21 protein-coding genes are annotated in these 19,437 nt (G+C 44.3%); 3 read left to right on the forward strand and 18 right to left on the reverse strand.

Features of this window, described 5'->3' with window-relative positions:
- Positions 1 to 189 precede the first annotated feature (189 nt).
- The 5 genes from rplS to rpsP form a co-directional block, all read right to left on the reverse strand.
- The gene (rplS, locus tag FC07_RS03035; protein ID WP_057903649.1) at positions 190 to 537 is read right to left on the reverse strand and encodes a 50S ribosomal protein L19; all 348 of its coding nucleotides are present in this window, start codon (positions 535 to 537) and stop codon (positions 190 to 192) included.
- Between the two features lie 133 nt (positions 538 to 670).
- Positions 671 to 1,417 (reverse strand): tRNA (guanosine(37)-N1)-methyltransferase TrmD, encoded by a 747-nt coding sequence (gene trmD, locus FC07_RS03040; RefSeq protein WP_057903668.1) that lies wholly within the window; start codon positions 1,415 to 1,417, stop codon positions 671 to 673.
- A complete protein-coding gene (gene rimM, locus FC07_RS03045) occupies positions 1,407 to 1,937 on the reverse strand; it encodes a ribosome maturation factor RimM (RefSeq protein WP_057903650.1) in 531 nt (176 codons plus the stop codon). The genes trmD and rimM overlap by 11 nt, the downstream gene beginning before the upstream one ends.
- 59 nt (positions 1,938 to 1,996) lie before the next feature.
- On the reverse strand, positions 1,997 to 2,236 hold the full coding sequence (locus tag FC07_RS03050) for a KH domain-containing protein (protein ID WP_057903651.1): 240 nt from the start codon (positions 2,234 to 2,236) through the stop codon (positions 1,997 to 1,999).
- 12 nt (positions 2,237 to 2,248) lie between these two features.
- Entirely contained in the window at positions 2,249 to 2,524 is a 276-nt protein-coding gene (gene rpsP / locus FC07_RS03055; RefSeq protein WP_057903652.1) for a 30S ribosomal protein S16, read from the reverse strand.
- A 180-nt stretch (positions 2,525 to 2,704) separates the two neighbouring features.
- On the opposite strand from rpsP, the gene FC07_RS03060 reads away from it, so the two are divergent.
- Together FC07_RS03060 and FC07_RS03065 are read left to right on the forward strand one after the other, a co-directional pair.
- The gene (locus FC07_RS03060; RefSeq protein ID WP_057903653.1) at positions 2,705 to 3,025 is read left to right on the forward strand and encodes a heavy metal-binding domain-containing protein; all 321 of its coding nucleotides are present in this window, start codon (positions 2,705 to 2,707) and stop codon (positions 3,023 to 3,025) included.
- 13 nt (positions 3,026 to 3,038) lie between these two features.
- Positions 3,039 to 3,347 (forward strand): hypothetical protein, encoded by a 309-nt coding sequence (locus FC07_RS03065; protein WP_057903654.1) that lies wholly within the window; start codon positions 3,039 to 3,041, stop codon positions 3,345 to 3,347.
- A gap of 46 nt (positions 3,348 to 3,393) precedes the next feature.
- On the opposite strand, the gene ffh is transcribed toward FC07_RS03065, so the two are convergent.
- Both ffh and FC07_RS03075 read right to left on the reverse strand, forming a co-directional pair.
- Positions 3,394 to 4,827, reverse strand: a complete 1,434-nt coding sequence (ffh, locus tag FC07_RS03070) for a signal recognition particle protein (RefSeq protein ID WP_057903655.1) — start codon at positions 4,825 to 4,827, stop codon at positions 3,394 to 3,396.
- Positions 4,828 to 4,845: 18 nt separating this feature from the next.
- Entirely contained in the window at positions 4,846 to 5,187 is a 342-nt protein-coding gene (locus FC07_RS03075; protein ID WP_057903656.1) for a putative DNA-binding protein, read from the reverse strand.
- 307 nt (positions 5,188 to 5,494) lie between these two features.
- Between FC07_RS03075 and FC07_RS03080 the strand changes: the two genes are divergently transcribed.
- The gene (locus FC07_RS03080; RefSeq protein ID WP_057903657.1) at positions 5,495 to 5,824 is read left to right on the forward strand and encodes a hypothetical protein; all 330 of its coding nucleotides are present in this window, start codon (positions 5,495 to 5,497) and stop codon (positions 5,822 to 5,824) included.
- A 45-nt stretch (positions 5,825 to 5,869) separates the two neighbouring features.
- Here the strand turns inward: FC07_RS03080 and ftsY are convergent, their stop codons facing one another.
- The 11 genes from ftsY to FC07_RS16145 form a co-directional block, all read right to left on the reverse strand.
- Entirely contained in the window at positions 5,870 to 6,910 is a 1,041-nt protein-coding gene (gene ftsY, locus FC07_RS03085) for a signal recognition particle-docking protein FtsY (protein WP_057903658.1), read from the reverse strand.
- A gap of 15 nt (positions 6,911 to 6,925) precedes the next feature.
- Entirely contained in the window at positions 6,926 to 7,732 is an 807-nt protein-coding gene (locus FC07_RS03090) for a Cof-type HAD-IIB family hydrolase (RefSeq protein ID WP_057903659.1), read from the reverse strand.
- Positions 7,729 to 11,280, reverse strand: coding sequence for a chromosome segregation protein SMC (smc, locus tag FC07_RS03095; protein WP_057903660.1), 3,552 nt, complete (start codon positions 11,278 to 11,280; stop codon positions 7,729 to 7,731). The genes FC07_RS03090 and smc overlap by 4 nt, the downstream gene beginning before the upstream one ends.
- A gap of 13 nt (positions 11,281 to 11,293) precedes the next feature.
- Positions 11,294 to 11,995, reverse strand: a complete 702-nt coding sequence (gene rnc / locus FC07_RS03100; protein WP_057903661.1) for a ribonuclease III — start codon at positions 11,993 to 11,995, stop codon at positions 11,294 to 11,296.
- A 168-nt stretch (positions 11,996 to 12,163) separates the two neighbouring features.
- The gene (locus FC07_RS03105; protein WP_057903662.1) at positions 12,164 to 13,015 is read right to left on the reverse strand and encodes a TMEM175 family protein; all 852 of its coding nucleotides are present in this window, start codon (positions 13,013 to 13,015) and stop codon (positions 12,164 to 12,166) included.
- A 30-nt stretch (positions 13,016 to 13,045) separates the two neighbouring features.
- Positions 13,046 to 13,288, reverse strand: a complete 243-nt coding sequence (gene acpP, locus FC07_RS03110) for an acyl carrier protein (protein WP_057903663.1) — start codon at positions 13,286 to 13,288, stop codon at positions 13,046 to 13,048.
- Positions 13,289 to 13,337: 49 nt separating this feature from the next.
- Complete coding sequence (plsX, locus tag FC07_RS03115) at positions 13,338 to 14,351, reverse strand: phosphate acyltransferase PlsX (protein ID WP_057903664.1); 1,014 nt, start codon at positions 14,349 to 14,351, stop codon at positions 13,338 to 13,340.
- A 275-nt stretch (positions 14,352 to 14,626) separates the two neighbouring features.
- Complete coding sequence (gene recG / locus FC07_RS03120) at positions 14,627 to 16,666, reverse strand: ATP-dependent DNA helicase RecG (RefSeq protein ID WP_057903665.1); 2,040 nt, start codon at positions 16,664 to 16,666, stop codon at positions 14,627 to 14,629.
- 90 nt (positions 16,667 to 16,756) lie between these two features.
- Positions 16,757 to 18,418, reverse strand: a complete 1,662-nt coding sequence (locus FC07_RS03125) for a DAK2 domain-containing protein (protein ID WP_057903666.1) — start codon at positions 18,416 to 18,418, stop codon at positions 16,757 to 16,759.
- Between the two features lie 56 nt (positions 18,419 to 18,474).
- On the reverse strand, positions 18,475 to 18,837 hold the full coding sequence (locus FC07_RS03130; RefSeq protein ID WP_057903667.1) for an Asp23/Gls24 family envelope stress response protein: 363 nt from the start codon (positions 18,835 to 18,837) through the stop codon (positions 18,475 to 18,477).
- A gap of 265 nt (positions 18,838 to 19,102) precedes the next feature.
- Positions 19,103 to 19,437 (reverse strand): hypothetical protein (locus FC07_RS16145; RefSeq protein WP_235807446.1); only part of this gene is annotated, 335 nt, incomplete at its 5' end.

Consider the following 19,437-nt stretch of genomic DNA (forward strand, 5'->3'; position numbering starts at 1 on the left):
TACACACAGCCAAAATAACTGCTCTTTAGCCTAATATTACCACTTGTTACCTTCAAAAATCGAGCATAATCGAAAAACAGGCCTATCTTCTACGCTGACAGAAGATGAGCCTATTTTCAAAGTCGGACTTGCTAACAAGTTAAAAAAAAACACCAACGTTGCACAACGTTAGTGTCTAAAAAGTCCAAATTATTTACGGATTTCTTTAATACGAGCTGCCTTACCATGCAATGCACGTAAGTAATACAACTTCGCACGACGTACTTTACCATGACGGAGAACGTCGATCTTATCAACACGTGGTGTGTGGATCGGGAATGTCCGTTCAACCCCAACACCGTTACTGATCTTACGAACCGTATAAGTTTCGCTGATACCAGTACCACGACGTTTGATAACAACGCCTTCAAACATCTGAACACGTTCACGTGTTCCTTCGACGATGCGGGCGTGAACACGAACAGTATCACCAGGGCGGAAGTCTGGAATATCAGTACGTAATTGTTCTTTTGTGATTTCTGCAATTAATGGGTTCATTAAAAACTCTCCTTTTCTACAAATATTCTTATCAAACCTTGACAGCGGAATATTGTGATCGTGACTTAATATCACAATTAATTATGTTATCATTTGTACGAATAATTGTAAAGTATAATTTTAGCATACTGCGCTAGTCAATGCCTTTTAACTCGTCCTGGATTTCCCACAACAAGTCCTGCTGCTCGCGCGTCAACTTCATTTTGTCTAACAAATCAGGCCGCCGCAAATAGGTCCGTTTAATGGCTTGTTTTAAGCGCCACTGATCAATCTTTTGATGGTTGCCACTAATCAGCACGTCAGGGACTTTGCGGCCTTCAAAATCCGCTGGCCGCGTATATTGTGGATACTCTAACAGGCCGGTGGCAAAGGAATCATTAGCAGCCGACTGATCATTGCCCAGTACTCCTGGTAACAAGCGCACCGTGGTATCAATGATCACCATGGCGCCTAATTCACCACCAGTCAGCACATAATCGCCTAATGAGATCTCATCCGTGACCAATTCGCGAATCCGTTCATCATAGCCTTCATAGTGCCCACAAATAAACACTAAATGATCACTTTTTGACAAGTCTTGCGCCACAGATTGAGTGAATGGCGTACCAGCTGGGTCTAATAAGATCACCCGTTTCGGGCCTGGCCGCTTTTGGTCTAAATCAGCCATTGCCGCAAACAAGGGTTGCGGCTTTAAAAGCATCCCTTCACCACCGCCATACGGATAATCGTCAACCGTATGGTGTTTCACGTCATCAGAGTAAGGCCGAAAATCTGTCACTTGAATATCCAATAAATCACGTTCTTGCGCTTTCCCAATGATCGATTCATTTAAAACACCATCAAACATCCCTGGAAATAAGCTTAATACATCAATCTTCATCATCGATCAGCCCCTCTGGTAAATCAATGATCACTTGCTGCGCATCAAGGTCAACTTGTAACACCACTGACGGAATATAGGGCAATAACCAGTCTTTTTGTTGTGGCCGTTGCACCACCCAAACATCATTTGCACCTGGACTTAAAATTTCTTTTACCGTTCCTAACGACTGTTGCGTTGCCTGATTGATCACCGTCAACCCAATAATATCGTGGTAATAGTACCCCTCACCTGGTGCCAAAGGTTGCTGATCAGCAGCCGCCACTTGCAGCGTCAAGCCTTTGATTGTTTCGGCCTCAGTTAACGTGGGGATTTCTTTAAATGTCATCAGTTCAAAAGTCTTTTGATGCCGATAACTGGACACGGTTAGCGTTTGGCGCTGTCCTTTTTGAACCACAGATAGCCGAGACTTTGGGGCGAACCGTTGCTCTGGAAAATCTGTCATTGACAAGACCTTCACTTCACCGCGAATCCCGTGTGTGTTGACGATTTTGCCAACATTGTAGTATGCTTCCGCCATATTCGATTCCTTTCTCATCAAAAAAAGCGCTTGGACTCAAAAGTTCAAACGCTCTGAAACTATTCAATAATATTGAGCCGTACGCGTTTATTGTCAGCTGACTTAACGCTATAAACAACTGTCCGAATCGCCTGCGCAACACGTCCCTGCTTACCAATAATACGACCGATATCTGCTTTGTTTACTTGTAGATCATATTCAAGAAAGTGTTGGCTTTCCCGAAACGTGACCAACACTTCATCGGGATACGTGACCAGTGGCCGAACAATCGTTAAAATCAGTTCTTTCACATTTGTCATCAATCGTTATCCTTATTTTTTTGCGTATTTAGCTTCATGCAATTTTTGCATAATGCCATGATCAGATAAGATGTTACGAACTGTATCAGAAGGTTGAGCACCTTTTTCTAACCAGTCTAAAATTGTATCTTCTTCCAACTTGATTTCAGCTGGGTTTACTAATGGGTTGTATGTGCCGACAGTTTCAATGAAACGGCCATCACGTGGTGAACGTGAATCAGCAACAACAATCCGGTAGAATGGGCGCTTTTTTGAGCCCATGCGCTTTAAGCGAATTTTAACAGCCATGTTTGGTTTGCACCTCCTTGTTTCTTTTCAACGCTAATAAATATACCAGTTATTGGGAACGTTGTAAAGCTTTTTTGCTTTACAGTCCTAATTAATTTTTGGCTGACGTTTTAAAGCGGATGTTCAAACGATACGGACTATGATAGACTTTTAGCAAACACCTTACAAGGAGGCTTTTTTATGTCAGAATTATTGGTAACTACCACCGAACAAATTCCTGGTCAAACCTATGAAGTGATCGGTGAAGTGTTCGGCTTAACCACCCAGTCTAAAAATATCGTCCGTAACATCGGTGCCGGCTTGAAAAATATTGTTGGCGGTGAGATCAAAGATTACACTAAAATGTTAGATGATGCCCGGCAAGAAGCTGTCACACGCTTGCGCGCCAATGCTGCGGCAATGGGCGCTGATGCGGTGGTCATGATGCGGTTTGACTCCAGTGCCATCAGCAGTGATATGCAATCGGTTGCGGCTTACGGCACTGCCGTTAAATTCGTTTAATGGCGGTGCCGTGATGCCACTAATTGCGATTATTTTAGATGTCCTTGCAGTTGGCTTATACCATTGGCAAAGCCAACTGCTCACACACAGCCGCTTCTTATTGGGGTTCAGCGGTCAAGTCCTTGTCGTCCTATTGTGTCTAGGCTTGACGATTGCCTACCGCGGCCCACGCAAACAACAACACGATTATACGTTTAAAGGTTATCGTTACTTAACCATTCGTTTTGCGCTTATTTTATTTTCATTGTTGATCAATGGCATTGTCCTCTTTTTATATTATTTAAACTTAACTGGCCGCAACACAATGATCTTTGCTGGTTAAAAAAACTGCCAAGGCGTTGAAAAATGCCTTGGCAGTTTTTTTACCACTATTTACGACGACGCAAAGCTTTCATGCGCTTGCGCTTATTTTTCTTTTGTTTCCGAACCATGTTGTTCATTGCCATTTTGCCTAAACGCCCTGACATGCCTTTGCCAAACATTTGATCCATCCCAGAAAAGTTCCCGTTAGACATTTTACTCATCATTTTACGCGATTCCATAAACTGTTTGATCATCCGATTAACTTCGTGAATGGGCCGCCCTGAACCAGCGGCAATACGCCGTTTACGAGACGGATTCAACAGATCAGGGTCCTGCCGTTCTGCTGGGGTCATGGAATAAACCACGGCCTTCATATGGCCCATTTCTTCAGGACCCATTTGAATTTGATCTAACCCTGGGACATTGTTCATCCCTGGCATCATTTTCAAAATATCTTGAATCCCACCCATTTTTTGCACTTGATCTAATTGATCAATAAAATCGTTAAAATCAAAGGTGTTTTCTTGCATTTTTTCAGCAAGCTCAGCGGCCTTTTTTTCATCATAATCTTCTTGTGCTTTTTCAATCAGCGTCAGCATATCACCCATGCCTAAGATCCGGTTCGCCATCCGATCCGGATGGAACACATCTAAGGCATCCAGCTTTTCACCTTGCCCGGTGAACTTGATCGGTTTCCCGGTTACAGCACGAATGGACAACGCTGCCCCGCCACGGGTATCCCCGTCTAACTTGGTTAACACAACCCCGGTGATTGCCAGCTGCTCATTAAAGCTTTCCGCAACATTCACTGCATTTTGCCCGGTCATGGCGTCGACCGTTAACAGAATTTCATTGGGCTGGGCAATCGCCTGAATATCCTTTAATTCCTGCATCAGCTTTTCATCAATTTGTAACCGACCGGCCGTATCAATGATCACATAATCATTTTTCTTTTCAGCTGCTTCTGCGAGCCCTTGTTTAACGATTTCGCGTGGATCCACATTAGTGCCTAGCTCAAAAACAGGTGTATCAACTTGTTGGGCAACTGTCTGCAACTGTTGAATGGCGGCTGGCCGATAAACATCGGCTGCAATAAATAATGGCCTTGCTTTTTCTTGGGCCTTTAAATATTTTGCTAACTTAGCAGCCGTGGTGGTTTTACCAGCCCCTTGTAACCCAACCATCATAATGATCGTTGGGATCTTGGGTGCTTTGTTTAAAGGGGTGGCTTCTTCACCCATTAATTTCGTTAATTCTTCATTAACAATTTTCACGATTTGTTGTGCAGGTGTTAAACTTTCCAGCACATCGCTGCCTAAAGCGCGTTCCCGTACGGTTTTGACAAAATCTTTAACAACTTTAAAATTGACATCGGCTTCTAATAACGCAAGCCGAATCTCGCGCATCACATCTTTTAAATCGCTCTCAGAGATTTTACCTTTGCGCCGCAATTTGCTCATTGCGTTTTGTAATCGTTCCGTTAACCCTTCAAATGCCATTTCACACCGACTCCGTTTCTAAATTTCTTCATCATGGGCCAACTCTTGTACCAGTTGGGCCAAGGTTTTATCTTGCGCATAATTGGTTTTCACGTAAGTTGTCAACCGATCCAACGCCGCATTGCGGGTCTTAAAGGTTGCCAACAACTTAAGCTTCTGTTCATAAGCTTCTAAACTTTTTTCAGTTCGCTTAATATTGTCATAAACAGCTTGCCGACTAACAGCAAATTCCTCGGCAATTTCACCTAAGGAGTAGTCATCCGCATAATAAAGCTGTAAATATTGATATTGTTTTTTGGTTAATAAAGAACCGTAAAATTCAAACAGTGAGTTTACGCGATCATTTTTAGAAATCTCCATGAGCGTCTCCCCATTCACTTTTTGTTAGTCACTGCTTTAGATTAACCTATTTTGACCTTATTCGTCAATTATTCCTGTAAAATAATCATACCGTTTTCAGGCTGCCAACAGAAAAATAAAAAGCTTTTATCCGCCAACATGGTGAATGCTGAACAAGCTACCCTTAAAAACCGCTACACCAGCAAGAAACACTGTCGTGACAAGCATTACATGATGCTTGCTACAACAGTAATGTAAGCAGATTCCTATTGCAAGTTAGACATATTCTGGTAAAATGTGTTTAGAAAGACAAAGGAGGTCTTAGCGAATGGTTCCAGTGATTATTTATTGGGGTGGCGTCATTGTCCTAGCCGTCTGGCTAATTTGGAACGTCGTGTTCTCACTAAAGTTCTTAGCAACTGGTGAACGCGGTAACCTTTGGGGCTTTATGCTTTTAAATATTTTTGCTCTTATTTTCGGTATTTTACTTCAGTGGGCCTATGGTGATAACGGCTTCATCAAGTGGGCATTAGCTTCATCCTCACAAGCTGTTACACAAACTCATTGGCTCTTCATTAACAACTGGATCAACGTGGTTTTGATCGTGTTACAATTAATTCTCGGTCGTGTTGGTTCACCTAAAAAAGCAAAAGCTTAATTAAAAAAACTGGTTCGCAATGAGCCAGTTTTTTTGTACCCTTTTTTACTTATCTGGTGTATCAGATGCCGCAACATCGATTTGATAATCAGCTTTGATCAAATCTTTAAACAGCCCGTAAACAAATTCATTGGGTTTAAAGTCTTGCAAGTCATCGATCTGTTCACCTAAGCCGACTAATTTCACTGGAATATGTAACTCATGACGAATGGCTAACACGATCCCGCCTTTTGCGGTACCATCCAACTTCGTCAGTACGATACCGGTGACTTGGGTGGTATCATTAAATTCTTTGGCTTGGATCAGTGCGTTTTGACCAGTGGTTGAATCCAGTACCAACAAGACCTCTTGTGGGGCATGCGGAATGCTACGTGTGATCACCCGCTTGATTTTATCCAATTCGTTCATTAAATTTACTTTATTTTGTAAACGACCAGCTGTATCAACTAATAAAATATCATAGTTTTCTGCCTTGGCGCGTTCAACGGCATCATAGACCACCGCTGCAGGGTCGCCTTGCGGTTTACCAGCAACAACTGGCGCATCCGCTCGTTCGCCCCACACTTGTAATTGTTCGGTTGCTGCCGCCCGGAAGGTATCAGCTGCTGCTAATAACACTTTATGCCCTGCTTGGCGGTACTGATGGGCTAGTTTGCCAATCGTAGTGGTTTTACCAGCACCATTAACCCCAACAAATAAAATCACAGTTGGTCCTTCTGATGCAAAGCGAATGGCGTTTTGTTCATTAGAGCCGTCTTGTTCATACCGATCGACTAACTTTTGGACAATTGTTTGCGCCACTTCAGTGGGTTCCTTTACATTTTGTAACTTGACTTCTTCCCGCAACTCATCTGTGATCTCAACTGCCATGTCAAAGCCAACATCGGCACCAATCAACGTTTCCTCCAAATCATCAAAAAAGTCCTCGTCAACGGAACGAAAATTGGCAAATAATGCATTAAGCCGTTCCCCAAACGTTTTCCGACTTTTCGCCAAGCCTTGATCATATTTTTGTTCGGATTGGGTCACTTCGGTTTCTTTTTCACTACCACCAAATGCCCGCTTAATGCGATCAAATAACCCCATTTGTCATCATCCCTTCTAATCTGTCAAATCAAAATAATGTTGCAAGAATTTCGCAACACCGGCTTCATCGTTGGTGACCGTTTCCGCATTGGCCATGGCCTTCACTTCTGGAATGGCATTCCCCATGGCAACACCGATCCCCGCAGATTCAATCATGCTTAAATCATTCGCCTGGTCACCGAAAGCCATTAATTCAGCTCGCGTCCAACCAAAGTGCGCCAATAATGTATCTAACGCAGCCGCTTTTGTCACCGCTTTGGGCACAAATTCCAGTAGGTCCGTTCGTGACGAAGCAATATTAAAGTTTGCCATCAACTCAGCTGTCAGGTGTTGCCGTCCCTGGGCAATTTTAGCCTGATCTGTGGCAATGACAACTTTGCTATAGGGTTGTGTCGCCAATGCTTGATAAGTGGTTTGATCAAAAATCAAGTTGGGATTCATTTGTTGATAACGTGACGGTCCAAGTTCTGTTAAATGATAAACCTGTTGAAAATCCAGCACATCCAACGGCCAAGCCACAGTTTGTGCAAAATTGACAATCGGTGCCATGGCTGTTTTTGTCAATTCAATTTGTTGCAACGTTTGTTGGCCATCGACTGATTGAACCAACGCGCCGTTAAACGTTGATGCAAAATCATCGGGTTGCGTTAATGCCAATTGGGTTAAATAAGGTTGAATGGCGGCAAGTGCCCGCCCAGTACACAGAATAATCTTAACGCCTTGCTGGTTCAATTGTTGTAAGACCCGAACCGTTAGCGCATCAATGGTTTTAGCGCTGGTTAGCAAGGTACCGTCTAAATCTAATGCGATCATTTTGATCATGAATTTGTCGCCTCCATAGCAGCTTCAACGGAGACAGAAACCACCGTTGAAACCCCTGATTCTTGCATTGTAACACCGTATAAGACGTCTAAGGCCATCATCGTACCTTTACGATGCGTGATCACAATAAATTGTGTCTGATGATGATAATGCTTTAAAAAGTTCCCAAAGCGCACCACATTGGCCTCATCTAAAGCAGCCTCAACTTCATCTAAAATACATAGTGGCACCGGCCGCACTTCGATTAACGCAAATAATAATGTGATTGCCGTTAAGGCCTGTTCCCCACCTGACAACAAGCTTAACTGTTGTAGTTTCTTACCTGGCGGCTGAACAATAATATCAATGCCTGTGGTTAAGGGCGCCTCTGGTGACGTCAATTTCAAGGTGGCTTGACCGCCGCCAAACATCTTTGGAAAAAGTGCCGCAAACGCTTTGGCAGTGGCCTCAAACGTGGTCATAAACCGTTGTGCCACTTCTTGGTCCATGGCATGCATGGTACGGTCCAATTGTGCTTGTGCTTCCAGCAGATCGGCCTGTTGCGCATTTAAAAAGTCATAACGCTTTTTCAACTGTTGATAGGTGTCAATTGCCCCTAAATTCACATTGCCTAGCTCTGCCAAGCCACGTTTTAAGAGCTTTGCTTGTTGGCGTAACGGTGCCGTTGCTGTGGTTAAGCTCTCCGCTTGTGCAGCTTCATAGCTTAACTGATAGTCCTGGCTTAACTGTGTCAGAGCCTGGTTAATGCCCGCATCAAATTGTTCAATCGCCGTCCGCAACCGCACCGCACTGCCCCGCTCTTGCTGACTGCTCGACTGCGCATGCGCCAGTTGTTGCTCTTGTTGCGTCACTTGCTGATCAAAAGTCGTCCGCTGGGCTTGTTTAGCCTGGACAGTTGCCGTTAATTGTGTCAATTTAGCCTGCAACGCTTTTAATTCTTGTTGGGTGGTTTGATGATGCCCATTATTTTGAGCCACTTGTTGCGTTAACGTTTTTTGTTTGGCCTGCTGTTGTTGCAATTGATTCGTCGCTTGTTGAATCGTTGTAGCCAATTGCGCTTGGCCGGTTTCAAGTTGTTGCACTTGTTCCTGCGCCACTGCTACTGCCGTTTGACGTTGCTGGTGTTGTTCCTGCGTGGTGACCTGCCGCTGTTGTACGGCGGTCAACGCCGTTTCAGCAGCTGTTAATGCGGCTTGGGTGGTTGCCATTGTTGCCGTCAGTTGTGTTTGCTGGTGCTGATTTTCAGCTTGTTGTTGTTCTAATTTAACCTGTTGATCCTTCGTTTGCTGTTGCTCAAAGGTCAACGCGCGTTGGCGCTGTTCAAAAGCCTGGACCTGTTCTTTTAAAGTTGCCAGCGCCGTTGTCTGTGTCATCACCTGTTGACCAAGTTGTTCCGCCTGTGTGGTAAGCGTTGTGACTTGTGCCTGGTCTGTTGCGATTTGCGCTTTAAGCTGGTTCAAGTCTTGCTCTTTTTCGGCTAAAGCTTGATTCATCGCTTGCAACTCATGTTCTAACTTAGCTTGTTGCTGCCGCTGTGCCAATAAACGATTCTGGGATTTATGACTGCCTCCGACCATGGTACCGCCTGGGTTTAAAACATCCCCTGTTAGTGTCACAATTTTCACCTGATGGCGTAACTGATCTGCCAAAGCAACACCATGCGGTAACGTATCCACCACAAGGACTCGCCCTAACAAATACTGTAATGCAGGTGCAACCTGAGCCTTAAAAGTGATCAAGTCAACGGCACACCCGCAAAAACCTGCTTGTTGTTGCGCCTGTGCGAGTTGTGCAGCCGTCAACTGCCGTTGCTGCAAGGCATCTAACGGTAGGAATGTCGCCCGACCGGCATGCTTTTGCTTCAATAATGCAATGGCTTGCTGCGCGACGGTTTGCGTATCCGTGACTAAGGCCTGTGCTTGACCCCCTAAGGCGATTTCAATCGCTGTTAAGTATTGACTTGGGACTTGGATCAGTTCTGTAACGGCACCGATTAAGCCCGGTAAGGTAGCACGTTGCTGTAATAATAACCGGACCCCATTGTAAAAGCCGGTGTAACTGGCCTGCATTTCTTTTAAGCTTGCTAATTGTGCATCTGCTTTTTGCTTGATTTTAAGTGCCTGAAGCCAATTTTGCTGGGCTTGTTCAAACTGTTGCTGCCGTTGTATCACCTGCTGTTTGATTGCCGCTAGCTGGGCCTGGCGTTGCTGCCGTTGTTGCTGTAGCGTGGTCACTTGCTGTTGCGCCTGCTGCTTCTTTTCGTGCCACTGGGCAGCTTGTTCCTCTAATGCCGTGACGCCAGTTTTAGTCAACTGTTGTGCCAGCTGCGCGAGCTGGCGCTTTAAATAGCCCGCCTCATTGTGCAACGTGGTTTGCTGTTGTAGTTGATCAATATACTGATCGCGCTGTTGCTTAATCGTGGCAGCTAACTGTTGCGTTTGTGTCTGTGTCTGTTGTGTCGTCGTCTTTAAAGCCTGCTGCTGGTGTTGCAGGTCACGGCGCTTTTGTTGTAAGGCCTTTGCCTGCTTGGCAAATTTTGTCTGCGCTGTTGTCAACGCTTGCTGGGCCTGTTGCACCTGAGTGGTTAACGTGGCTAATTGTTCCTTCGCCACTTGTCGTCGCTCACCGGCTAAGTCTTTCTCATTGCTTAACTGCGCCAACTGCTGGGTCAACTCAACTCGTTGTTGTTGTTGCTGATCAAGTACTTGTTGTAGTGCCTGCTGCTCTTTTTTAGTTTGTGTCAGCTGGGTTTGAAAGGTTTGCTCATTTGCCTGTGCTTGTTTCAAACGCGTGGCAACTTGTTGCAACGCCACTTGCTGATCCTTTTTAGCGGCTACTTTTTCGGTGATCTCCCGTACCAATAATGTTTTTGTCACCTGATCGAGCTGCTTTTTTTGTTGTAGGTAGTCGGTGGCAATGCTACTTTGTTCTTTAAGCGGCTCCATTTGTTGGGACAATTCTGTCACAATATCAGAAACCCGCTCTAAATTTGACGCAGTGGTTTTTAACTGAAGTTCCGCTTCGTGTTTACGTTGCTTATATAAGGCAACGCCAGCTGTTTCTTCAATAAACCCACGGCGGTCTTCCGGCTTACTATTAAAAATGGCAGCAATTTTTCCCTGTGAAATAATGGAAAAGGATTCACGACCGAGGCCGGAATCCATAAATAAATTGACAATATCCTTTAAGCGACAATTTTTTTGGTTAAGCTTAAAGGCTGATGAACCATCCCGATAAAGCACACGTTGAACTTCGACTTCATCATGCTGGTCTGATAAGGTGTGGTCTTGGTTGTCAAACGTTAACGTCACCGTCGCACGATTTAAGGGATGCCGGGTCGCAGATCCTGCAAAAATCACATCAGCCATTTTATCGCCACGTAGACTTTTCGCAGATTGTTCCCCTAACGCCCAGCGAATCGCTTCACTAATATTACTTTTGCCAGAGCCATTTGGGCCAACGATACCAGTTGTCCCATGATCAAAGTGTAAAACCGTACGATTCGCAAATGATTTAAAACCGACAATTTCAAGTGTCTTCAGTTGCACAAAGAGGACCTCGCTAACGTTTCTGTAGTTTCTTTAATGCTGTTTCAGCAGCAACTTGTTCCGCAGCCTTTTTATTATGGCCTTGACCGGTTCCTAAGATCTGATCCTGCGCCACAACTTCAACTGTAAACTGTTGATTGTTGCTCGTTGTTGGCTCACCAACTAAGCGGTACGTAATATCGACTTCACCTGATTTTTGTAGCCATTCTTGCAGGTTGGTTTTGTGATCCATGGCGTATGAAAAACGGCCGGCTTCCACCTTTGGGAAAACAACTTGTTGCACAAACCGCACCACCGTTTGGCGACCTTGATCTAAGTACAATGCCCCGACGAAACTTTCAAAAATATCACATAATAACGAATTACGATCACGGGCACCGTTCATTTCTTCGCCGCGACCTAATTGAATGTACTGATCAAAATGACATTCGCGGGCAAAAGCACTAAAACTATCCTCACAGACGATTGCTGCACGTAAGCGTGTCAATTTTCCTTCAGGATAATTCGGGTACTTTTTATAAAGATACTCTGAGACGATCAATTCCATCACAGCATCCCCTAAAAATTCAATGCGCTGATAATCCTGTAACTTCAGCTCAGGGTGTTCATTAACGTAAGAGGACTGCGTAAAGGCCTCTTCAAGTAAACTTAAATCCGAAAAAACAATTTGAAAACGTGTTTTTAATTCTTTTAAAAATTCTGGATTCAAATTCATTAACCTTCTTTCTTTTTTAACGAGCTTCATTGGCATAATATACCAGTATTATTATACCCTATTTACTGAAAATTCCCAATATCTTGCGCCATAACTTCAAAAAGGATTTCACACAAGTTATTAAAAAAAGCCCTGAACAAAAATCGTTCAGAAGCTTTAAACTGCCCGCTAATGTGGCCAAGATTGATGCTGTTGCTTATGTTGTTTAAACCATTGTTGCAACTGCGCTTGCTGTTCTGGTGTTGAACGGCCATAACGTTGTAAGATGCGTTGACGCCGTTTTGGGTCAATGCTTTGATCCAGCCACTTGGTCCAGTTTGGTGCCGTTGCCGTCGTGTCAGTCATGATCTGTTGTTGTGCTTTATGAAAATCCTTCAGCTCAGTATGGTTAAACGTTGCCACATCTTGCTGTTGTTCTTCTGGCAAATTGGCCACGTCGTACATGTCCTGCCGTGCCGATGAATTCAACAAGAACATTAAAATCGGATAAGCCAGGTAGAAGATCAAAGCAATCTCCGGCAAGAACCAAGCGACCACAAGATCCCAAATCGCTAAAATATCCAACCAGTGATTGGCATTCCCATAAATTTTAACATAGACCTTTTGCATAGCTGCCTTGTCTGTATATTCCAAATGAATAATGACTTTCGCCAAATAACGAAACAACAAGTTCACCACAAATTGCAAAACACCGTAAAGAATGACGGTCACACGCGTGGTATTTGAAGCCATCATGCTGGTAAATAATGGTATCAGCGACAAAAACGCCAAAAAAATCATATCAACGATTAAAATTCGGTACGTCATGGTTTCAATCTCACCAAATGCCGTGGCGTGCTGGTACCACATATTTGCCACAAAAATAAAACTGATCAAGAAAATACCAATATGCTTCCCTAATAGCAAGTAGTGCCCCCACGAATCCTGTAAAACTGGCGGCACATTTAAGACCATAATTGTAATAATAATGGCGATAATCGCATCTGAAAAAGCATCCAATCGGTTTTTGAGTTTTTCCATAAGCTTCCCTCACAACCTAACGCAAACGAATTAAGCTTGGTGCGCTTTGATATATGCCACAGCATCCCCGACGGTTGCCAATTTTTCAGCATCTTCGTCTGAGATCTCAGCACCAAACGTATCTTCTAATTCCAATACAAATTCAACGACGTCAATTGAATCTGCATTTAAATCTGTTTTGAAGTTAAGTTGTTCATTGATCTGTTCTGGTTTTAATTCAAACCGATCTTCAATCAGTTGTGCAATTTTGGTATAAATTTCTTTTTCGTCCATGGTTAATTCCCCTTATTATCTCAGAATAATGAATCGGTAACAGTTTACGCTATTCTGGTCGTTTTGCCAATTGATGTTCACTAAAATAAGTGACCACATCTTCAACCACATGTTGGGCTAACATATCACGAATTTGTTTGATCGTGTAATAAACTGCCTCTGGGCTAGCTGTGCCATGCGTTTTAACCACAGGCGCCTTTAAGCCGAGTAAGACGGCACCACCGTAACGCGAATAATCAAATTGATCCCGCATGACGCCAAGATCACTTTTCAGAAGTGCCCCGCCAATTTTACCTTTTAAGCCACTGTTCATAATCGTGCGCTTTAATAAACTTAAAATAGCCATGGCCGTGCCTTCAATTGACTTCAAAGCCGCATTACCGGTAAAGCCATCCGTGACGATCACATCTGCTACACCATTTAATAGCTCACGGGCCTCAATATTACCAATAAAGTTTAATTCCGGATCACCTGCAAGCAACTGATAGGCCGCTTTATGGACCAAATCCCCTTTTTCTGGTTCAGTCCCATTATTCAACAAGGCAATGCGTGGCTTTTCAATTTGACGCATGTTTTTAGCGTAATAGTTACCCAGCACTGCATACTGATACAAGTTTTCCGGTTTCGAGTCCGCATTCGCACCAATATCTAAAATATTAAATTGACCGCCGGTTTTAAAATCTGGCATCGTGGGCATTAAGCCTGGGCGTTGAATCCCTTTGATCCGGCCGATAATGAATAAACCAGAAGCCAATAACGCACCGGTACTCCCTGCAGAAAAAATGGCATCGGCTTGGCCTTCTTTAACTGCACGAGCAGCCACGACCATAGACGCATCTTTTTTTCGACGAACCGCACGAACGGGTTCTTCTGTATCCAAAATTTCTTCACTCGTCGGGACGACTGTTAACCGTGTGGCATCTTTAATTTCAGCTTGAATTTGTTGTTCATCACCATAAAGTAAAAATTCCAAATCTGAAAACGCATCTCGGGCACGTTCTACCCCAGCAATAATCGTTTGTGGGGCGTTGTCGCCACCCATTGCATCAACGGCAATTTTCATAAAAAACCTCCTAAGGTCTCTAGTGTTTATTTTGCTATCGCAAAATCTTATTTCCGGAGGATGACCAGTCTTGTGGCGTCAACCCACACCGCAGGACTCATGGCCCTCCTAAGGTCTCTAGTGTTTATTTTGCTATCGCAAAATCTTATTTCCGAAGGATGACCAGTCTTGTGGCGTCAACCCACGCCGCAGGACTCATGGCCCTCCTAAGGTCTCTAGTGTTTATTTTGCTGTCGCAAAATCTTATTTCACTTTTTAAATGGTTCGACCCTTATTTAATCTAATGTTTGGTCGCGTTGTTGATAATGTTGTAAATACTGATCCAGTACCTGGCGTTCCGCAGCAGTGCCTAAAGATTCAGACAGCAGTTGTTGGGCTTCGATCTGTGCCACTTCTAAAATGCGCACATCGTTGATCGGGTCACCGATTTTAAATTCTGGCAAGCCAGACTGGCGTTGACCGAGCACGTCGCCAGCGCCGCGTAGTTCCAGATCCTTTTGCGAAATTTTAAACCCATCATTGGTTTCTGTCATGATCTGCATACGCTCAATCGCCGTTTGATTTTTAGGATCAGCAATCAATAAACAGGTGGCAGCCGTTTGCCCTCGGCCAATCCGACCGCGTAACTGATGCAATTGTGATAATCCAAATCGATCAGCGTCAAAAATAATCATCATGTTGGCATTGGGCACATCCACCCCAACTTCAATCACAGTGGTCGCGACTAATACTTGGAAATCATCGGCTTTAAAACGTTGCATCACATCATCTTTTTCAGCGTTGCTCATTTGGCCGTGCAAAAGACCGACCCGATAATCTGGTTCAAACTGGGCTTGCATGCGTTCAAAAACCGCCTGCGCATTTTTCAGATCCATGACTTCAGAAGCCTCGATCAGTGGTGTGACCACATAAGCCTGCTGGTGCTGTTGCAGTGCTTGACGCACTAGGTCTACAGCAGACTGTTCTTGATTAGAACGCAGCCATTGCGTTTGGATCGGTTGCCGGCCTGCTGGTAATTCATCAATCGTCGACACATCCATTTCACCATAAGTGGTAATGGCCAAAGTCCGTGGAATTGGCGTTGCTGTCATTGCCAGCACGTCAGGTTGTTGGCCTTTTTCCCGTAAGATCCGCCGCTGATTCACACCAAAACGATGTTGTTCATCAGTAATCGCCAATCCCAATGCCGCAAACTGGACGTCCTTTTGAATCAGCGCATGAGTGCCAATGATCATTTGGACGGTTCCGTCCGCTAAACCCGCCAAAATTTCTCGGCGCGCTTTTGGTTTTGTTGCACTGGTCAATAACGCGATCTGAACCGGAAAATCATTGAACAGCCGGCTTAAGTTATGGTAGTGTTGCTCAGCTAAAATTTCAGTCGGTGCCATTAAGGCGGCCTGTTTGCCTGCCGTTACGGTGGCGTACATCACCGTGGCTGCCACAATGGTTTTCCCACTACCAACATCCCCCTGCAAAAGGCGATTCATATGATAAGGACTTTTGAGATCACGACAAATTTCATTGGTAACCCGTTTTTGGGCTCGCGTGAGTTCAAATGGTAAGGTGCTTAAAAAAGCCCGTAATTGCTGATTGTTATACGCCACAGTTTGCCCTTGCGCACCAAGTGTGGCCTGACGTTTTAAAGTTTGCAGGCGCAATTGAAACAGAAAAAACTCTTCAAAAATAGCACTACGCCGAGCTTGTTGTGCGGCCTGCACATCAGCAGGAAAATGCATCGCTTCGACAATGACCCGTTCTGGCAGTAACCGATACTTTTGCCGTAAATAGGCAGGCACCCAGTCCACAATTAAATCACGATACTGGTCAAACGCTTGTTTAATTAAATGAACCAGCGTTTGTTGGCGAATATGCTTATTCACTGAATAAATCGAGGCAAAGCCCGGATCTTCATCGGTTTTCACCGCTAATACTTTCATACCCGTTAAGCCTTTACGCTTCGCATCCCATTTCCCATAAACAGCTACCTCAGCCCCAGTGGTAAAGCGTTCCTTTAACCAAGGCTGATTGAAAAATGTAACGATCACCACCACCCGGTCAATCATCAAGCGAACATTTAACCGATTTTTACCGCGACCAAAACGACTGACGATTGGTTCACTAATAATCAGGCCTTTTAACGTTACTTTTTCTTGATCACCGATTTCATTGATGGCCTTGACTTTCAAGTCTTCATATCGAAAGGGATAGTAGTGCAATAAATCATCGACGGTGGCAATTCCCAATTCTTGCAATGCTTGGGCTTTTTTAGGCCCGACACCGGCTAATACAGTGATTGGATCTTGTAAACTCGGCATAACGGACCCCCCTTTCTTTAACCTTGACCCACTGTCATCAAAAAAGGCGAAACTGGTGTGACTAAGCACTCATTTCGCCTTTTGCGTCACTTATTCGACTGAAACTAAATAGGGATAAACCGGTTGACCGCCATCATGAATTTCGACTTCTAAGTCTTCATCATCATCCGTTAACGCAGTCGCAATCGCCTCGGCTTCTTTCCGAATACCACCTTCGCCAACTAAAATTGTAATGATCTCACTATCTTCGTCTAACATGGCTTTGATCATCGCTAAGGTTGCCGCCTGACGATCTGGCAAGGTGACTTTAATATCACCGTCAATAATACCTAAATAATCATCTTTCTTGATGGCTAACCCATCAATGGTGGTGTCCCGAATGGCCTGCGTCACTTGACCACTAACCACATCTGCCAAACTAGCCGTCATATTACTTTGATTGGCGTCCAATTCATCACCAGGATTAAAAGCTAACATAGACGTCATCCCTTGAGAAATCGTCTTACTTGGCACGATTGCCACTGGCGTATCAACGACTTTAGCTGCTTCTTTAGCCGCTAATAAAATATTCCCATTATTTGGCAAAATCAAGACGCGTTTTGCATTGGCTGCATTGATGGCATCAACAATATCAGCCGTACTAGGGTTCATCGTCTGACCCCCATTTAAGATATAAGTTGCCCCAAGGCTCTTAAAGAGATCCGCAACACCTTTACCAGACGCGATTACCACAATTCCATAATCATGCGGTTCACTGGTTGCTTCAGCCTGATCCTTTTCAAGAATTGTTTCATGCTGGATCCGCATGTTATCAATTTTAATTTTCAACATTGAACCAAACTGATGCCCGTAACTTAATACCTGGCCTGGATGCTCAGTGTGCACATGGACCTTGACGACTTCATCATCGTTAACCACCAACAATGAATCGCCTAACCCGTCTAAATGATTCCGAAATGCTTCGTATTCAAAGGTTTCCGTGGCGCCATCTTGTCCTAAACCGACCATCATTTCAGTACAATAGCCATATTGAATATCGTCAGTTGCAATTTGGCTTTGAACACTTTGATGGTGCATGGCATTAACCATTTCATCCATTTCGCCTTCATTTGGTTGATAATCATCAGCGCTCACTTCACCAGACAGACCTTCTAAAAAGCCTTCATAGATCATAACCAAGCCTTGCCCACCAGAATCGACCACCCCAACTTCTTTTAAAACAGGCAATAGATCTGGCGTGCTGGCCAAGGCCTTTTTAGCAGCCGCTAAAGTTTCTTGTAAAACCAACACAGCATCATCACTGGTTTTAGCCGTATCACGGGCAGCCCGCGCTGCTTCACGCGCAACAGTTAAAATCGTCCCTTCAACTGGCTTCATGACCGCTTTATAAGCTGTCTCAACCCCACCAACAAACGCTGCTGCAAAGTCAGCCGCTGATAACGTTTCTTTTGTGGCCACACTTTTAGCAAAGCCACGGAATAATTGTGACGTAATCACGCCAGAATTGCCCCGTGCGCCCATTAAGAGTCCTTTTGCGAGACTTTGGGCCAGGTCGCCAACACTGTCCGCAGTAGACTCGTTAACGGCCTTGGCGCCACTGCCAAATGAGAGACTCATGTTGGTCCCAGTATCACCATCTGGCACTGGGAAAACATTTAATGAATTGACAAATTCAGCATTTTTATTTAACCGATGTGCACCGGTTCGCACCATATCTTGAAAAATGGTTGCTGTAATTTCGGTTACTTCCAAAACTAATCCTCCTTCATACTTAACAATGAAGCGTCAAGCCTCATCAGAGGTGTGCTTTAATCTGGTAAAACGCGCACACCTTGAACAAAGACGTTCACGGAATTTGCCGAAACGCCAAGCATAGTTTCTAAATTGTATTTTACTTTACTTTGAACATTACGGCAGACTTCTGAGATCTTCGTACCATAGCCCACCATAATATAAACATCAATGGCCACACCATTTTCTTCTTGGCGTACCACCACACCGCGAGCATAATTTTCACGGCGTAAAATTTCATTTAAGTTATCGCGAATTTGATTTTTACTTGCCATACCGATAATACCGTAAACGTCTGTTGCGGCACCACCAACCACAGTGGCGATCACTGTGTTTGAAATATCAATCGTACCATATTGTGTTTTGATATGAACTGCCATATCGCAAAAACCTCCTAAAGTCGCTTGATTGCGCAAAAAATTCTTTTTTGGCAGACTGTCGTCATCTCAGACAGTCGTAACACAGTCAACTCGTATTGCCCTGCGCTTAAAACAAAAAAACATCTACACGATATTCTATCATAGCCCACTTTTAAAGAAAAGTAACCCTCACTTGAAGAGAACGGTAAATTTGTAAATGATGTTGTTTTGCAGCCTTGCCACAACGCGGTATACTAAAGGAAACAGCTCAGGCGCCAAATCATTTTTAATGGCAGCCAACTTGCAAGGAGGAACCATGTTGCCTACGAGGGTAGTTGCGCCCGTAGGAATGGCCATCCTCCAAAATCAGATTTTGCGGAAGCAAAATAGACCTTAGAGAACCTAGGAGGTGCCATGTTTCTGGCGTGACGGTTTGCGTCCGCCAGAATGGACAACCAGCGAAAATAAAACCTTTGCGCAGCAAAGATACACAAGCGCTTTTAGCTGGTGCCATGTTTCCATCGTGGCGCTTTTCGCCCGAGGGAATGGTCATCCTCCGGAAATCAGATTTTGCGATAGCAAAATAGACCTTAGAGAACCTAGGAGGTGCCATGTTTCCAT

The organism is Loigolactobacillus bifermentans DSM 20003, from assembly GCF_001434575.1.
GTDB classification, from domain to species: Bacteria; Bacillota; Bacilli; order Lactobacillales; family Lactobacillaceae; genus Loigolactobacillus; species Loigolactobacillus bifermentans.

Excerpts from the sequence above, each read along its gene's own strand:
- rplS (WP_057903649.1), bottom strand. The coding sequence starts at position 537 with ATGAACCCATTAATTGCAGAAATCACAAAAGAACAATTACGTACTGAT.
- trmD (WP_057903668.1), bottom strand. The coding sequence starts at position 1,417 with ATGAAGATTGATGTATTAAGCTTATTTCCAGGGATGTTTGATGGTGTT.
- rimM (WP_057903650.1), bottom strand. The coding sequence starts at position 1,937 with ATGGCGGAAGCATACTACAATGTTGGCAAAATCGTCAACACACACGGG.
- FC07_RS03050 (WP_057903651.1), bottom strand. The coding sequence starts at position 2,236 with ATGACAAATGTGAAAGAACTGATTTTAACGATTGTTCGGCCACTGGTC.
- rpsP (WP_057903652.1), bottom strand. The coding sequence starts at position 2,524 with ATGGCTGTTAAAATTCGCTTAAAGCGCATGGGCTCAAAAAAGCGCCCA.
- FC07_RS03060 (WP_057903653.1), top strand. The coding sequence starts at position 2,705 with ATGTCAGAATTATTGGTAACTACCACCGAACAAATTCCTGGTCAAACC.
- FC07_RS03065 (WP_057903654.1), top strand. The coding sequence starts at position 3,039 with ATGCCACTAATTGCGATTATTTTAGATGTCCTTGCAGTTGGCTTATAC.
- ffh (WP_057903655.1), bottom strand. The coding sequence starts at position 4,827 with ATGGCATTTGAAGGGTTAACGGAACGATTACAAAACGCAATGAGCAAA.
- FC07_RS03075 (WP_057903656.1), bottom strand. The coding sequence starts at position 5,187 with ATGGAGATTTCTAAAAATGATCGCGTAAACTCACTGTTTGAATTTTAC.
- FC07_RS03080 (WP_057903657.1), top strand. The coding sequence starts at position 5,495 with ATGGTTCCAGTGATTATTTATTGGGGTGGCGTCATTGTCCTAGCCGTC.
- ftsY (WP_057903658.1), bottom strand. The coding sequence starts at position 6,910 with ATGGGGTTATTTGATCGCATTAAGCGGGCATTTGGTGGTAGTGAAAAA.
- FC07_RS03090 (WP_057903659.1), bottom strand. The coding sequence starts at position 7,732 with ATGATCAAAATGATCGCATTAGATTTAGACGGTACCTTGCTAACCAGC.
- rnc (WP_057903661.1), bottom strand. The coding sequence starts at position 11,995 with ATGAATTTGAATCCAGAATTTTTAAAAGAATTAAAAACACGTTTTCAA.
- FC07_RS03105 (WP_057903662.1), bottom strand. The coding sequence starts at position 13,015 with ATGGAAAAACTCAAAAACCGATTGGATGCTTTTTCAGATGCGATTATC.
- acpP (WP_057903663.1), bottom strand. The coding sequence starts at position 13,288 with ATGGACGAAAAAGAAATTTATACCAAAATTGCACAACTGATTGAAGAT.
- plsX (WP_057903664.1), bottom strand. The coding sequence starts at position 14,351 with ATGAAAATTGCCGTTGATGCAATGGGTGGCGACAACGCCCCACAAACG.
- recG (WP_057903665.1), bottom strand. The coding sequence starts at position 16,666 with ATGCCGAGTTTACAAGATCCAATCACTGTATTAGCCGGTGTCGGGCCT.
- FC07_RS03130 (WP_057903667.1), bottom strand. The coding sequence starts at position 18,837 with ATGGCAGTTCATATCAAAACACAATATGGTACGATTGATATTTCAAAC.